Raw genomic sequence first — 13262 nt, forward strand, 5'->3', positions numbered from 1 at the left:
TGGGTGGTTGGCAATCCAATCCTAACCTCTCTTGACCACCCGCCACCCCATAGGATCTGAACAGCGGCAGTCGCTGGCTGCACTTGCGGATCTGCCGCAGCTGCGGCCATGTCGGCTGCTGCGACAACTCGCCCAACAAGCACGCGACCGCGCATTTCCACGCCACCGGTCATCCCGTCATCGAAGGCTGTGACCCGCCGGAAGGCTGGGGCTGGTGCTATGTCGACGAGGTGCTTTTCGATCTGTCGAAGCGCAAGACCGCGCATAACGGGCCGATCCCGCGCTATTTCTGAAAAGGGTTCTTGACCAGCGGTGCAAATCTAACCCGCTCCCAAGCAAAATTGCGCGTTTCACAGGTTCCCTGCGGCAGCCTGACGCAGCCGTCTTAATTTGAACACGCCCGCCGATTTCTCCTTTTCCCGATCCGGGACAGCTGCCGAATCGTTGGGCAGCGGATCAAACAGGCTCAAGAGAGAAAGAGTGGATGAGATGAAGAAGGTTTTCGTGATTGCGGCCGCGATGATTGCCGCCGCTTCGGCGGCTGAAGCGCGCGGCCTGGGTGGTGCTGGTGGCGGCGCTTCCAGCTTTTCGCCGGGTCACTCGTTCCAGACCCAAGGTTCCGTGACCGGAGCTCCCGGCGCGTCGGGTTACTCTCCTGGCCATCAAATGCAGACCAACGGATCCGTTTCTGGCCATCCCGGGGCCTCGGGCTACGCGCCCGGCAAGCTCAAGCGCTAAGACTTTGACACAGAGAGGCCGCCGCAACCGGCGGCCTCTTCATTTCGCCCCCCGGTTCTTCTCCGCGTGACATCTGAAAAGCCATCGCGACCATCCTGACGCGCATCGTGAGCTGAGTGATGCGGCTCGGCCGTGCGCGTCGCCTTCGTGACAAACATGCGATGCGTCGCAGAGAAGCACGAGTGGTCGTCGATCCGTATTGAATGCTGAACGTCCTCCCATCGACGCATGTAGCAATTTCCAATCGCGCATCGTAACGTGAAGCCGGGTCCTCAACGAAGAGGGAGTGCATCATATGGTCTTGGGCATGAGCCTGGCGACGTTCACGCTGGTTCACGTGATCATCAGCCTGATTGCAATCGTCAGCGGTCTGATCGTGATGTTCGGCCTGCTCGGTTCGAGGTCGCTGCCCGGGCTGACCGCGATCTTCCTGCTCTTCACGATCCTGACCAGCTTCACCGGTTTCCTGTTTCCGTTCACCCAGCTCCTGCCGTCGCACATGATCGGCATTCTCTCGCTGGTGCTGCTCGCGATCGCCTGCATCGCGCTCTACGCGATGCAGCTCGCCGGCGTCTGGCGGCCGATCTATGTGGTGACCGCGATGATCTCGCTCTATCTCAACGTGTTCGTGCTGGTGATCCAGAGCTTCCTCAAGGTCCCCGCGCTGAAGGCGCTGGCGCCGAGCGTGCCGCCGAACCCGCCGTCGGGGCCGGTGTTCGCGGTCGTACAGGGCATGGTGCTGGTGTTCTTCGTCCTCGTGATCATCGGCGCCTGGCGCCGCTTCAGGCCGATCGCGTTCGCCTGACCTGTGTGCCTACCTCACGATAAAGGGCTCGTGCGTGCTATCCTGCGCGCCACGGGCGACGAGGGGACACTGGCATGAAGGTCATCCTGTTCGGTGCCACCGGCATGGTCGGGCAAGGCGTGCTGCGCGAGTGCCTGCGCGATCCCGGCGTCGAGCGCGTGCTTGCGGTCGGGCGTAGTCCGACCGGCCGGCGCGACGCCAAGCTGGTCGAGCTGACCTGCGACAATTTCACGGACTATTCGGCGATCGAGCCGCAACTGACCGGCTACGACGCCTGCTTCTTCTGCCTTGGCGTCTCCTCGATCGGCATGGACGAGGCACGCTACCGCCATCTGACCTACGACATCACGCTGGCCGCAGCGACCACGCTGGCGCGGCTCAATCCCGGCATGGTCTTCACCTACGTCACCGGGCGCGGCACCGATTCCACCGAGCGCGGCTCGCTGATGTGGGCGCGGGTCAAGGGCAAGACCGAGAACGATCTGCTCAAGCTGCCGTTCAAGGCCGCCTACATGTTCCGGCCCGCCGGCATCCAGCCGCTGCATGGCGTGCGCTCCAAGACCGCCTGGGTGCAGGCGATCTATGTCGTCACCGCGCCGCTGTTGTCGTTCCTCGTCCGCGTCGCACCGAGCCACATGACGACGTCCGAGCGGCTCGGCCGCGCTATGCTCACGGTGGTACGCGACGGCTATCCGAAGCCGGTGCTGGAGAGCGAGGACATCAACCGCCTCTAGCATTCGCGGGCGCGCAGCCGGTTCCATCTGCCGCGGAATCCTGCGGCAGGTTTTCTCGGCAGGTTTTCTTGGCATGCGGGTACCGTCGGCGTTCTCCGGCCTTATATAAAGGTCGCCATGTCAGCGCCGCTCAAACTGATTGCGCTCGATGCCGATGACCTCGCGGTCATCTCCACCCATGTCCAGGACGCGCGCGTGCAGGCCTGCAACATCGTCTGGCGCCAGGGTGAGAAGCGGCTTGTGGTCGGCTTGAACCGGCTGGACTGGGAGCAGGCGCTGTCGGGCGGCACCTGCTCGCGCCGCCTGGTCGCGGCGCTGCGCTTCGACCGGGTGCTGGCATGCAAGTCGCGCAACATCGACCTCGACGCGCCCGACACCACCCTGGAACTGCTCGGAATCGAGTTCTATGCCACCGACCCGCCCGGCGGCAGCGCGCTTTTGATGTTTGGCCATGGCGCAGCGCTGCGGTTGGACGTCGAGTGCCTGGAATGCGAGCTGACCGACCTCGGGCCGGACAACCTTGGCTCCGCGCAGGGGTAGGGTCCGGCCCGGGGCCGCGACGGCGGCGGATTGTCCTTTTTGCAAGGGTTGACGGCCATTATCCGCCGCGCCATTGAGCAGGGACCTGACCCCTTGAGTCCGCAAAGAAAGCCGTCATGCCCGTTCGCCTGGACCGACAGAGCGTCGATTTCGACCAGCGATTCCGCGACTTCCTGGCCGCCAAGCGCGAGGTGTCGGCCGACGTCGAGCGCGCCACCCGCGCCATCGTCGACGACGTGGTCGCCCGCGGCGACGCGGCGCTGATCGAGGCGACGAAGAAATTCGACCGGCTCGAGGTCGACGCCTCAGGCCTGCGCGTGACCGCGGCCGAGATCGGCGCCGCGGTGAAGGCCTGCGATCCCAAGACCGTCGATGCGCTCAAATTTGCGCGCGACCGGATTGAGACCTTCCACCAGCGCCAGATGCCGAAGGACGAGCGCTTCACCGACGCCGCCGGCGTCGAGCTCGGCTGGCGCTGGAGCGCGGTCGACGCGGTTGGGCTGTATGTGCCCGGCGGCACCGCCGCCTATCCGTCCTCCGTGCTGATGAACGCGGTGCCGGCCAGGGTCGCCGGTGTGCCGCGGGTGGTGATGGTGGTGCCGTCGCCGGATGGCAAGCTCAACCCGCTGGTGCTGGCGGCGGCCCATCTCGGCGGCGTGTCCGAGATCTTCCGCGTCGGCGGCGCGCAGGCGGTGGCCGCGCTCGCCTATGGCACCGCGACGATCGCGCCGGTCGCCAAGATCGTCGGCCCCGGCAACGCCTATGTCGCCGCCGCCAAGCGGCTGGTGTTCGGCAAGGTCGGCATCGACATGATCGCAGGTCCCTCCGAGGTGCTCGTCATCGCCGACGACACCGGCAATGCCGACTGGATCGCCGCCGATCTCCTGGCGCAGGCCGAGCACGACACCAGCGCGCAGTCGATCCTGATCACGGATTCCGCACGGCTTGCCAAGGATGTCGAGCGCGCCGTCGAGGCGCAGCTTGCGACGCTGCCGCGGGCGGCCATCGCGCGCGCCTCGTGGAACGATTTCGGCGCCATCATCATGGTCGCGAAGCTCGACGACGCGGTTGAGCTCGCCAATGCGATTGCCGCCGAGCATCTCGAGATCATGACCGCCGACGCCGAGGGCCTTTCCAGGAAGGTCCGCAATGCCGGCGCGATCTTCCTCGGCGCCCATACGCCGGAAGCGATCGGCGATTATGTCGGCGGCTCCAACCACGTCTTGCCGACCGCGCGTTCGGCGCGGTTCTCCTCCGGCCTCGGGGTGCTTGACTTCATGAAGCGAACCTCGATCCTGAAGTGCGGGCCGGACCAGTTGCGTGCGCTCGGGCCCGCCGCGATGACGCTCGGCCAGGCCGAGGGTCTCGACGCCCATTCACGTTCCGTCGGACTGCGCCTCAACCTCTCATGAACAAGCCCCCCACCGACGAGGATTCCAACAATCGCATCGTCGCGGTGACGCTTGACGAGGAATCGATCGGCCGCTCCGGACCCGACATCGAGCATGAGCGTGCGATCGCGATCTACGACCTGATCGAGCAGAACCTGTTCGCGCCCGAGGGCACCGAGCCCGGCCCCTACACGCTGCACATCGCCATCACCGGCAACCGGCTGATGTTCGATATCAGGAAGGAGGACGGCGCGCCCGTTGTCGCGCATTTGTTGTCGCTGACGCCGTTCCGCCGCGTCGTGAAGGACTACTTCATGATCTGCGACAGCTACTATCAGGCGATCCGCACCGCGACGCCGGACAAGATCGAGGCCATCGACATGGGCCGCCGCGGCATCCATGACGAGGGCTCGCGCACGCTGCAGGAGCGGCTCAAGGGCAAGGTGCGCGTCGATTTCGAGACCGCGCGGCGGCTGTTCACGCTGATCACCGTCCTGCACTGGAAAGGTGAGGGCGCATGATCCCGAAAAGTGGGTACCGGTTTTCGGGCCAGATCATGCGCAAACAAAAGGGGCGCATGATGTCGGCGTGGGCTCCTCGACGGAAAGCCTGATCGCATGATGGCGCCGAGCGCGCGCAATCCTCAGGCTGTGCTGTTCGCATGTGGCCTGAACAGCGTGCGCTCGCCGATGGCCGAAAGCCTCTTGCAGCAGATGTTCCCGCAAGGCCTCTATGTCCGTTCGGCCGGCGTGCGGAAGGGCGAAATCGATCCGTTCGCGGTCGCCGTGATGGCGGAGTTCGGCCAGGACATCTCCACCCACAAACCGCAGACCTTCGAGGAGCTCGAGGACTGGGAAGGCCTCAACTTCGACCTCATCATCACGCTGGCGCCCGAGGCCCATCACAGGGCGCTCGATCTCACCCGCACGCTCGCCGCCGATGTCGAATACTGGCCGACGGTCGACCCGACCGGCACCGAGGGCACGCGCGAGCAGAAGCTCGCCGCCTATCGCGAGGTCTGCGACACCCTGTTGCTGCGCATCCGCCGCCGCTTCGCGATCGCGGTCGCCGCGAGCGAGTAGACGCGCGGACAGTCCCGCACACTCAGTTCGCCTCTCCCCTTGTGGGAGAGGCCGGATTGCATCGACAGATGCAATCCGGGTGAGGGGTCTCGGTCTCTCGAGGGACTTCCACTCGCCGACACACCTGAACCCCTCACCCGGAATTCAAGCTGTCGCTTGAATTCCGACCTCTCCCACAAGGGGAGAGGTGAAGAGTTTGCGCATTCCAGACCGACATGCGCTAAGCCCTGTCGCCAGACTGACAAACGTCTGTGCTTATCGGGCCTTGCCGCGGTCGGAGGGCATGATTCGCGGCCGGTTCCCTGGTTGTGCATCGATGCCCCATCCGATAGGTTCCGCGCGCGTCCGTCCCCCGATTCCAGCCGAAAAATCCGCATGCTAGGCCGTCCCAAATTCGTTCTTGCTTCCGGTTCGCCGCGGCGGCTGGCACTGCTCAACCAGGCCGGCATCGAGCCCGATGCGCTGCGCCCGGCCGATGTCGACGAAACCCCGCGGCGGGGCGAGCTGCCGCGCGCCTGCGCCAATCGCCTGGCGCGAGCCAAGGCCGATGCGGCCCTGAAGTCGGTGCATCTTGATGATGACCTGCGCGGCTCCTTCATCATGGCCGCCGACACCGTGGTCGCGGTCGGCCGCCGCATCCTGCCCAAGGCCAATCTGGTCGATGAAGCCGCGCAGTGCCTCCGGCTGCTCTCCGGCCGCAACCACCGCGTCTACACCGCGATCTGCATCGTGACGCCGAAGGAGGCGTTCCGCCAGCGCCTGGTCGAGACCCGCGTGCGCTTCAAGCGGCTTAGCGAGGACGACATCCAGGCCTATATCGGCTCCGGCGAATGGCGCGGCAAAGCCGGCGGTTATGCCGTGCAGGGCATCGCCGGATCCTTCGTGGTCAAGATGGTCGGCTCCTACAGCAATGTGGTCGGGCTACCGCTCTACGAGACCGTGACGCTGCTCGGCGGCGAGGGCTTTCCGATCCGCTACGGCTGGCTCAACGCGATCGGGGTGTGAGAGCTGAACCGCCGCATTGGCGCTGTACCTCTCCCCTTGTGGGAGAGGTCAAATCGCATCGCGAGATGCGATTTGGGTGAGGGGTTCGTCTCCGCGGATGGAGACCCCTCATCCGGCGCGGATTGCATCCGCGCCACCTTCTCCCACAAGGGGAGAAGGGGAAGAAACCTTGCCGCCGCCGCGCCGTTGAATGTCCACTTCGTGTAAACCGCATCCCTATGAACAACCACGTCCGAAAGCCCCAGGCCGCCCCGCGCACCTGCCCGATCTGCAGCAAGCCGGTCGAGCAGGCGTTCCGCCCGTTCTGCTCCCCGCGCTGCCGGGACGTCGACCTCAACCGCTGGCTGACCGGCGCCTATGTCGTCCCCGGCCGCGAGGACGACGCCGAGGACCCGGAATAGCGTTTATTTCCCAACAAGTTGGGGATACGGCGCCGGCCGGGCCAGCCCCGCCGAAGCCTTTGGCGAAGGCGGGTGGACAGCGCCCTCCGACCTCTCTATAAACCGCCCGCTCGCTTCGGCCTTTTCGGCGCGCGCGGGTATGCCCAGGTAGCTCAGTTGGTAGAGCATGCGACTGAAAATCGCAGTGTCGGTGGTTCGATCCCGCCCCTGGGCACCAACGCTCCCACCGACACTTTGCTCGGGTCGGGCTGCATCAGGGCGGCTAGGCGCCCGCGAACCTCAAAATGGATCGGATCGCCGGGCTTGACGCGCGGCGCGACGACGATGGAGTCGATGAGCTCGCGCAGTTTGAGGCACGCAGCCTTGGCATCGCTGGCCGAAAGCGCTTTCGCGAGCTGCTCCACCGCATCGAGATAGACGGCGATGGTAGCCGGATGCAGGGCGACGACGTTCGCCTCGGTTGCCCGGGCAAGGCGCGCCTCCTGGCGATCGATCTCGGCCTCGAACTCGGCAAGCCTGGCGCTGACCATGCGTCCCGTCATCTCGCCCTTGGCGACTGCGTCGACTAGGCGCGCGGCCTCGCGACGCGCATCCTGTAGCTTGCGCTCGGCCGCGGCGCTCTCGCGCGATCGCTCCTTCGAGAGCCGCGCCCACTCCTCGGCAAAGCCCCGGCGGGCGGCCTCGATCACGGCGGGGTTCCTGAGCTCCTCGCGCAGGCCCCCGAGCACCGCCTCCTCGATCAGGTCAAGCCGGCATTGGCGGCTATTGGTGCAATCCCCCGACTCGATCGAGCGGGAACACCGTGCCATCGGCCGGCCGCGCTGCGAGCCGGCCGACACGAGGCTTGAGCCGCACACCCCACAGCGCAGGAGGCCTGACAGGATGCGACGAGGCGGCACGCCCTTCCAGCCGCAATTCGCGCTTCTTGCCTTGGCGAGGCGTGCGGCCGTCTCCTGCCAAAGCTCCTCCGGCACGATGCGCAGATGCGGCGCCTCGACCCGCTGCCACTCACTGCGCGGGTTGACGCGGGGCACCTTGCGCCCCGTCTGAGGGTTGCGGATTTTGCCGACGCGGTTCCAAATGATGACGCCGCGATAGACCTCGTTGCAGATCATCCCGGAGGCTCGCTTCGCAGATCCGTGAATCGTCGAGGCGTTCCAAGCGCGTCCGCGATAGGGCTTGATGCCCTCGCGGTTGAGGGCGGCCGCGATTTCGCGGCAGGTGCGGCCTCCGGCATAGTCGCGGAAGATGCGCAGCACCACCGCCGCCTGGTCGTGGTCGATCTCGTGCTCGCCGGGCCGGCCGGCGATTGGCCGATAGCCGTAGGGCAAGCCGCCGGCGCGCTGCCCCTGCGCGAGCTTGCCGGCAAGTCCGCGGCGCGTCTTCGATGCGAGGTCCGTGAGGTAGAGCGCGCCGACCAGGCCGCGCACGCCGATCGAGATCTCGCTCGCGCGCCCGTCGTCGACGGCTATAAGCTCACAGCCGCAGAAGCGTAGCATTTCCCAGACCTGGGGCAGCTCCGATTGCGAGCGTGCAACGCGATCGAAGCTCTCGACGACGACGACGTCGAAGCGGCGCTCGACAGCGCCAGCGATGAGATTCTTGAGACCGGTTCGGCCGTGGATCGAGGCCCCAGACAGCGCCGCATCAGAAAAGGTTGCGACGACACCATGGCCTTCGCGCTCGCACCAGCGGCGGCACAGCGCCTCCTGATCCTCAATCGAGCGAGGGTTCTGCAGGTCGGACGAATAGCGGGCGTAAATCGCAGCTCTTGCCATGGTCGCCCTCTTCGTCGCTCTGGCGGCGCTCTGCCAACTGCTCCATCCTCGCGAACTCCCGCCGCGCCAGCGCGCGGCCGAGTTCCTCGGCAAAAGCGATGATGGCCGGGTCCGGCGGGCGCCGCAAGGGGCTTTGACGACTGCTCATTCCGCGCGAGCCCTGATGTGCGCGATCTGGGCGAGCTTCGCTTGATCGCGCGCGAGCCGCGCCAGGTGCTCGAGGGTGTCATATCGATCCGTCTCGACCGTGCCCGCTGCCACGGCGAACTTGCGCTTCGATCGGGCGATATCGAAATGCATCCAGAACGATTTGGACACCTTCTGCGCCCATTTGCGCGCGACACCGACGCAGTCGGCCATGGCGAGGAGCGCGTCGAGCGAATCCGCCCACATGTGGCCCGTAAACGTGCCAGTGAAGGGATGCCGCTTATCGTCGACATGGATAGTCACGGAACCAAGGAGCTCCCAAGTGATAAGCACCGCCCGGAACTTCTCGACGCCGGGAGGACTTTGGCCAATATCTTGGGCGCCGTGCCTGAGCGTCGGTCTGATAGCGGATGTCTGCTCGGTCGTGCGCTATAACAGGCCGAGCATGCCGAACCGAATATTCAGCCGGAAGGAAATTCGAAATGGCGTAGTAGAAACGGCAATTATGGTGCGCAATTAGGACGAGTTGTATGACCGAGTGTGCCTCCACTAGCTTTGTTTCGTACATAGTCTTTGGTGTGGATGGATCACTATACGGGGCGACTACGGCGCGCAGTTCGTGGATCTGGTTCTGCCGGTCGGCACAACAATCGATGGAGAGACGCCACCTCCTCATCCGGTCGATTTCCAACGAGATTACCTTGCTGAGCTCGGATCAATTCTCGACCCGAGCTAGCACAGCCATCGCGTTCGACAGGTATCTCACGCCAGTTGGCGACGACATCTTGAGGCCTGCCGGCCAAATGGACGGCGCCCGGAGCGTCGATCGGCGCCCTGTTCAAGGCCATCAGGCCAATCGGCTAAACTGTCAGCAATACCAGCGCTGCGCAGAGAATCATCAAAAGGGTCGATTTCGGTCGACCCACGCGTCAGCCCGCCGCCCGCCAAAAGTCACTGCGCTCTTTCGTTTGCATCAACGTGGATACGACCACGCCGGGACGTTAGCGATCGCCTGAAACATCTCTGCAGTTCCCGCGCCAAATGGATTGAGGAGTTCGGCTTTCGTCTTTGCCCACTCGATCCATTCGCTCAACGTACGATCCGATACGGTGACGTTACCCTCAGCAACCAGACGTGCCTCAAGCTCCACCAGAAATGCCAATAGCTTCTTTCGTTCATCCCAATTGATCGCGAGTTCCCGAAACTTGCTCCAACGCTTGTCGTCGATTTCCTTAAGACGACGCGCTTCCGACCGGCGCGCCTCGTCTTCACGATAGCGCCTCTCACGCTCCTCGCGTTCGCGCTTGGCCTGCTCAAGAGCCGGCCCCGCCGCGATGATTGCGCCAACGATTTCCGGGAGAAACTGGTCGATCTTGGATTTTTTGTTCTCGACCCACTGTGAGGGCCGACCACCTAGGTACGTGGTAATACCGATTCTTAGATAGCCCGAAGACTCGAGCCCTGACTGATGGTGGTCGGGTAGGCTGTCCACTTCTGCTGCTCATCTCTCTGTTTGATAGACTTCACCATCTTCTCGACAATCGAGCACTCAACATTATAACCATCGATCAAGAACGTCACTCTGCCCGTGATAGGTGACTTCTCAATTAGGCCGCCAGCTTTTTCGACCCCACCAAATATCGCACTCGTCGCCCTGAAACGGTATAGATCACGCTCCGTTAGGTCGGGGATCAATGGCCGCGCCCATCGCGCATCACGACGTCGCAGCCTGTTTTCCTGCTCGCGTTCCTTTTGTTTTTTTCGTGATCTGCAATCCAAGCTCGTACGCGTGGATGAAGATCATCAAGATTGCTCGGCACAACGATATCCCCGAGGCGTTCGGCAGCCGCGGCCGCTGATTGTTGCGCCTTCGGCAAACGTGGCGGCTTGGGCGGCGTGGGGTGAATGTCTGCCGCGTTGGGGATGCTATCCTTTCTCGGCGGAAGCTTGAAGGCGATGACCGGCTTTCCGGCTTCCTTTTTGGCCCAATAGCCTCGAGGTGGATAGGGGACGTCTAGTTTGTCACAGACCTTGGCTAGACCGTTCCCGCTAATTCCGAACTCTTTGGCAAGGCGGACCATCGGCGTTTGCCAGACCATCTGATGCAGCTCTTCGCGTGTCACGCGCCGTACGCGCGGAGTAGTGGGTGCCTCCACGGTCATTCGTCCCCTTCAGTAGAGTGAATGTCGCGACTGACAATACCCTTCCGCTCAGCCTTTAGAAATCAGAGATTGCGGTGCAATGAAAAGAGCTCTCTTCTCTCGACTAAGCTTGCCTGCTAACCCGCTTGATCATCTTGCAATCGTTCGGCCTTAAATCCAAGTGATCGCAAAAGTTGAAGGCTGCCTTCGCTACTTGCAAACTTGACCTTTGTTTCGGGAGACATGTTGTTGGCAAGGCAGTAGGCGATCCGCAGTATCGTCTTCGCAGGGAGTTGTTTGTTATTGTAGGTAACAACTAGGCCGCGCGGTTTCGGTAAGGAAGTCTGCGAATAAAGCGCCTCGCAAGCTTGGCTTACATGAACGGCCTTTACAGTCTTCCAGTTCAGTCCCATGGCTACACTCAATGGCTTGCTCGGAGGAAACAATGCCGGGTCCTGACCTGTGGCGCCGATCCTGTTATTGCCTGTCGCTGAGGCGAGTTTTTGGACAACTGGCGGTACGGACCCGCGACGCGAGCCTGAAGCTAAGATGCTCAACCGTCAACTGCCGAAGTTGTTTGAATGGCGGATATATTTGACGCCATTCAGGGCTTTTCCTTTGGAGGCTCACTCGGATCATCGACGCCATGGTTGTCTAGTGTCTGCTCGCCACCATTTGCCCACCAGTTTATAAGATCGGCGTCTGTCCGAATCTCTTTGGGCGGCTCGGATTAGCAGGTCATCGTGATTGCCGCGCAGGCATATGCAATGGTCCTTTCCGCGCAACTGCCTTTCGATCAGAAGGTCTATGACCATCCTGGTCTCAGGGCCTCTATCGGCCCCATAATGTTGCACAAGTATGCCGCATAACATGAAAGGAAGATTGATGCCGCTATCCAAATTGTACGATGAGGCCCTCGTGTATGCGTCCGACCTTCACCGCACTCAAGTGAGGAAAGGCAGCGGGACGCCCTACATCGCGCATCTGTTGAGCGTATCCAGTCGCGTGCTGTCCGTGGGCGGGACCGAAGTTCAGGCTATCGCCGGGTTACTGCACGACGCCGCGGAGGATCAGGGAGGCCGAGCGACCCTCGACGACGTCAGAAAACGATTTGGCTCCGACGTCGCGCAGATAGTGGCCGACTGTACCGATTCCTGGGTCGAGCCAAAGCCGGCATGGCGTCCACGCAAGGAAGCCTACTTATCTCTTCTGCCGAATAAGGCCACCTCATCGTTGCTCGTCTCGCTCGCCGACAAGGTCGACAACGCCGAGGCGATCCTGAACGACTACCGCAACATCGGCGACAATCTTTGGGGGCGCTTTACGGGCGGGCGCGAAGGGACAGTCTGGTATTACCGTAGGCTGAGCGAAATTTTCAGCAGGGCCCTACCTGGCACATTGGCGCGGCAACTCGCACTGACGGTTTCCGATTTCCCGTCGGAACAGCCGTAGGACAGGGCTGCACTCGCCGCGGAGTACGCCGACGTCCGCCGCCTATTTCGCCAGCTTCTTCGCAGGCATTTCCTTTGCTTGCTTCTTTCCGGCGAAACAGGGAGCGCGGGGCCGAAATCAAATGGAGCCGTCTGGCGGGTGATGAAGTACGGGACGTGCTAGTTTACGCGCGAAAGCATGGATTTTTGAAGTAGTGTTGGCCATCAGTTTTCAGGTGACATATGCCGGAAGCAGTTCACCATTTTGCAATACTCGCACCGGTGCCCCTCGAACACCTTAAATCAGGGGCGCCCATCGCACAGGCATCTGGGTTCGTCGCATTTGGAAGCGCGAAGTGGGAATTTTTTCAAAATATTGATTTGCAGCGGGGCGAGGCCCCTATTCCTGTTTTGATTTACCCGTCCGACAACGAAGTAGCTCACAATCAAACGAAGGTCAGTTGGTGGGGGTGGTACATTGGACACTCCCAAAGCAAGGGTGGAGCTCACAGAAGTGGTATGGTTCATCGACCGCCATCGACAGCGAAATACGAACGGGATAATTCGGGATATTGACCGATCTTTTGGCATGTTTCGGGACTGCGCGCACTCCCGCCAGAAAAGCACTTGGCTATTGGCAAAATACCGACGATCAAGGGCGGCTGGCGAAAGAATGCGCCCCCACGTGGGCCAGAACTCGTGGCTCTTCCCGAATCGTTGAGTTATGAGAATTGAAATCGGGTGAGCAGGAGTGTTCTGTCGCGCCTAGTCATCGAGGAGCGAGCTGACTGCGTTAGGCGCGCAATGAAATCCAATACGCCCACAAATGAGGAGCTGGTCCAGTTGTCAAGGACACCAGATGGTCACTCAAGCACGCTACGCAGGTTTCGTTCGTCGTGCGCGTATCACTTCAATAATGACATCTATTAGATGTACAATTGCTGCTGAGACCCGAATTGGCGGCAGTGGCCTTTAGGGAAGACAATTGGCGCTTATGGAAAAGAGAACTAAGAGCTGGTCGCGGAATTCTGCACAGGACGATAAGTGGAATTTCTGCCTGACAGCGGGCA

Annotated in this window: 16 protein-coding genes, 1 tRNA gene and 2 pseudogenes; 13 read left to right on the top strand and 6 right to left on the bottom strand. The window is 62.4% G+C overall.

Annotation, left to right across the window (positions count from 1 at the left end; translation table 11 throughout):
- Nucleotides 1–56: 56 nt before the first annotated feature.
- From ACFFWD_RS16445 to ACFFWD_RS16500, 12 genes and pseudogenes are all read left to right on the top strand, one after another.
- Nucleotides 57–293 (top strand): annotated as a pseudogene (locus ACFFWD_RS16445) (UBP-type zinc finger domain-containing protein); the annotation flags it as partial.
- A gap of 196 nt (nucleotides 294–489) precedes the next feature.
- Entirely contained in the window at nucleotides 490–738 is a 249-nt protein-coding gene (locus tag ACFFWD_RS16450) for a hypothetical protein (protein WP_376966887.1), read from the top strand.
- Between the two features lie 295 nt (nucleotides 739–1033).
- Entirely contained in the window at nucleotides 1034–1543 is a 510-nt protein-coding gene (locus ACFFWD_RS16455; RefSeq protein ID WP_376966889.1) for a hypothetical protein, read from the top strand.
- Nucleotides 1544–1617: 74 nt separating this feature from the next.
- Nucleotides 1618–2277, top strand: coding sequence for a Rossmann-fold NAD(P)-binding domain-containing protein (locus ACFFWD_RS16460; protein ID WP_376966891.1), 660 nt, complete (start codon nucleotides 1618–1620; stop codon nucleotides 2275–2277).
- Nucleotides 2278–2394: 117 nt separating this feature from the next.
- A complete protein-coding gene (locus tag ACFFWD_RS16465) occupies nucleotides 2395–2817 on the top strand; it encodes a DUF2948 family protein (protein ID WP_376966893.1) in 423 nt (140 codons plus the stop codon).
- Between the two features lie 116 nt (nucleotides 2818–2933).
- Nucleotides 2934–4229, top strand: coding sequence for a histidinol dehydrogenase (hisD, locus tag ACFFWD_RS16470; protein ID WP_376966895.1), 1296 nt, complete (start codon nucleotides 2934–2936; stop codon nucleotides 4227–4229).
- Entirely contained in the window at nucleotides 4226–4729 is a 504-nt protein-coding gene (locus ACFFWD_RS16475) for a UPF0262 family protein (RefSeq protein WP_376966897.1), read from the top strand. Before hisD ends, ACFFWD_RS16475 begins: the two co-directional genes overlap by 4 nt.
- Before the next feature lie 96 nt (nucleotides 4730–4825).
- A complete protein-coding gene (locus tag ACFFWD_RS16480) occupies nucleotides 4826–5290 on the top strand; it encodes an arsenate-mycothiol transferase ArsC (RefSeq protein ID WP_376966899.1) in 465 nt (154 codons plus the stop codon).
- Between the two features lie 375 nt (nucleotides 5291–5665).
- Nucleotides 5666–6295 carry a Maf-like protein gene (locus tag ACFFWD_RS16485; protein ID WP_376966901.1) on the top strand — a complete coding sequence of 210 codons (630 nt, stop codon included), beginning with the start codon at nucleotides 5666–5668 and terminating at the stop codon, nucleotides 6293–6295.
- Nucleotides 6296–6513: 218 nt separating this feature from the next.
- On the top strand, nucleotides 6514–6696 hold the full coding sequence (gene yacG, locus ACFFWD_RS16490) for a DNA gyrase inhibitor YacG (RefSeq protein WP_376966903.1): 183 nt from the start codon (nucleotides 6514–6516) through the stop codon (nucleotides 6694–6696).
- Nucleotides 6697–6837: 141 nt separating this feature from the next.
- A tRNA-Phe gene (locus ACFFWD_RS16495) sits at nucleotides 6838–6913 on the top strand.
- 67 nt (nucleotides 6914–6980) lie between these two features.
- Nucleotides 6981–7265: a hypothetical protein gene (locus tag ACFFWD_RS16500; RefSeq protein ID WP_376966905.1), complete on the top strand. Its 285-nt coding sequence runs from the start codon at nucleotides 6981–6983 to the stop codon at nucleotides 7263–7265.
- 156 nt (nucleotides 7266–7421) lie between these two features.
- On the opposite strand, the pseudogene ACFFWD_RS16505 reads toward ACFFWD_RS16500, so the two are convergent.
- The 6 genes and pseudogenes from ACFFWD_RS16505 to ACFFWD_RS16530 all read right to left on the bottom strand — a co-directional run.
- A pseudogene (locus ACFFWD_RS16505) lies at nucleotides 7422–8474 on the bottom strand (recombinase family protein); the annotation flags it as partial.
- Nucleotides 8413–8622: a hypothetical protein gene (locus ACFFWD_RS16510; RefSeq protein ID WP_376966907.1), complete on the bottom strand. Its 210-nt coding sequence runs from the start codon at nucleotides 8620–8622 to the stop codon at nucleotides 8413–8415. The pseudogene ACFFWD_RS16505 and the gene ACFFWD_RS16510, both read right to left, overlap by 62 nt.
- Nucleotides 8619–8924 (bottom strand): DUF4031 domain-containing protein, encoded by a 306-nt coding sequence (locus ACFFWD_RS16515; protein WP_376966909.1) that lies wholly within the window; start codon nucleotides 8922–8924, stop codon nucleotides 8619–8621. Before ACFFWD_RS16515 ends, ACFFWD_RS16510 begins: the two co-directional genes overlap by 4 nt.
- 670 nt (nucleotides 8925–9594) lie before the next feature.
- The gene (locus ACFFWD_RS16520; RefSeq protein ID WP_376966911.1) at nucleotides 9595–10113 is read right to left on the bottom strand and encodes a hypothetical protein; all 519 of its coding nucleotides are present in this window, start codon (nucleotides 10111–10113) and stop codon (nucleotides 9595–9597) included.
- 199 nt (nucleotides 10114–10312) lie between these two features.
- The gene (locus tag ACFFWD_RS16525; protein ID WP_376966913.1) at nucleotides 10313–10783 is read right to left on the bottom strand and encodes a hypothetical protein; all 471 of its coding nucleotides are present in this window, start codon (nucleotides 10781–10783) and stop codon (nucleotides 10313–10315) included.
- Nucleotides 10784–10899: 116 nt separating this feature from the next.
- A complete protein-coding gene (locus tag ACFFWD_RS16530) occupies nucleotides 10900–11175 on the bottom strand; it encodes a hypothetical protein (RefSeq protein ID WP_376966915.1) in 276 nt (91 codons plus the stop codon).
- Between the two features lie 505 nt (nucleotides 11176–11680).
- Between ACFFWD_RS16530 and ACFFWD_RS16535 the strand changes: the two genes are divergently transcribed.
- Nucleotides 11681–12214 carry an HD domain-containing protein gene (locus ACFFWD_RS16535; RefSeq protein WP_376966917.1) on the top strand — a complete coding sequence of 178 codons (534 nt, stop codon included), beginning with the start codon at nucleotides 11681–11683 and terminating at the stop codon, nucleotides 12212–12214.
- Nucleotides 12215–13262: the final 1048 nt, after the last annotated feature.

The organism is Bradyrhizobium erythrophlei, assembly GCF_042430365.1.
In the GTDB taxonomy this organism is placed as follows: Bacteria; Pseudomonadota; Alphaproteobacteria; order Rhizobiales; family Xanthobacteraceae; genus Bradyrhizobium; species Bradyrhizobium erythrophlei.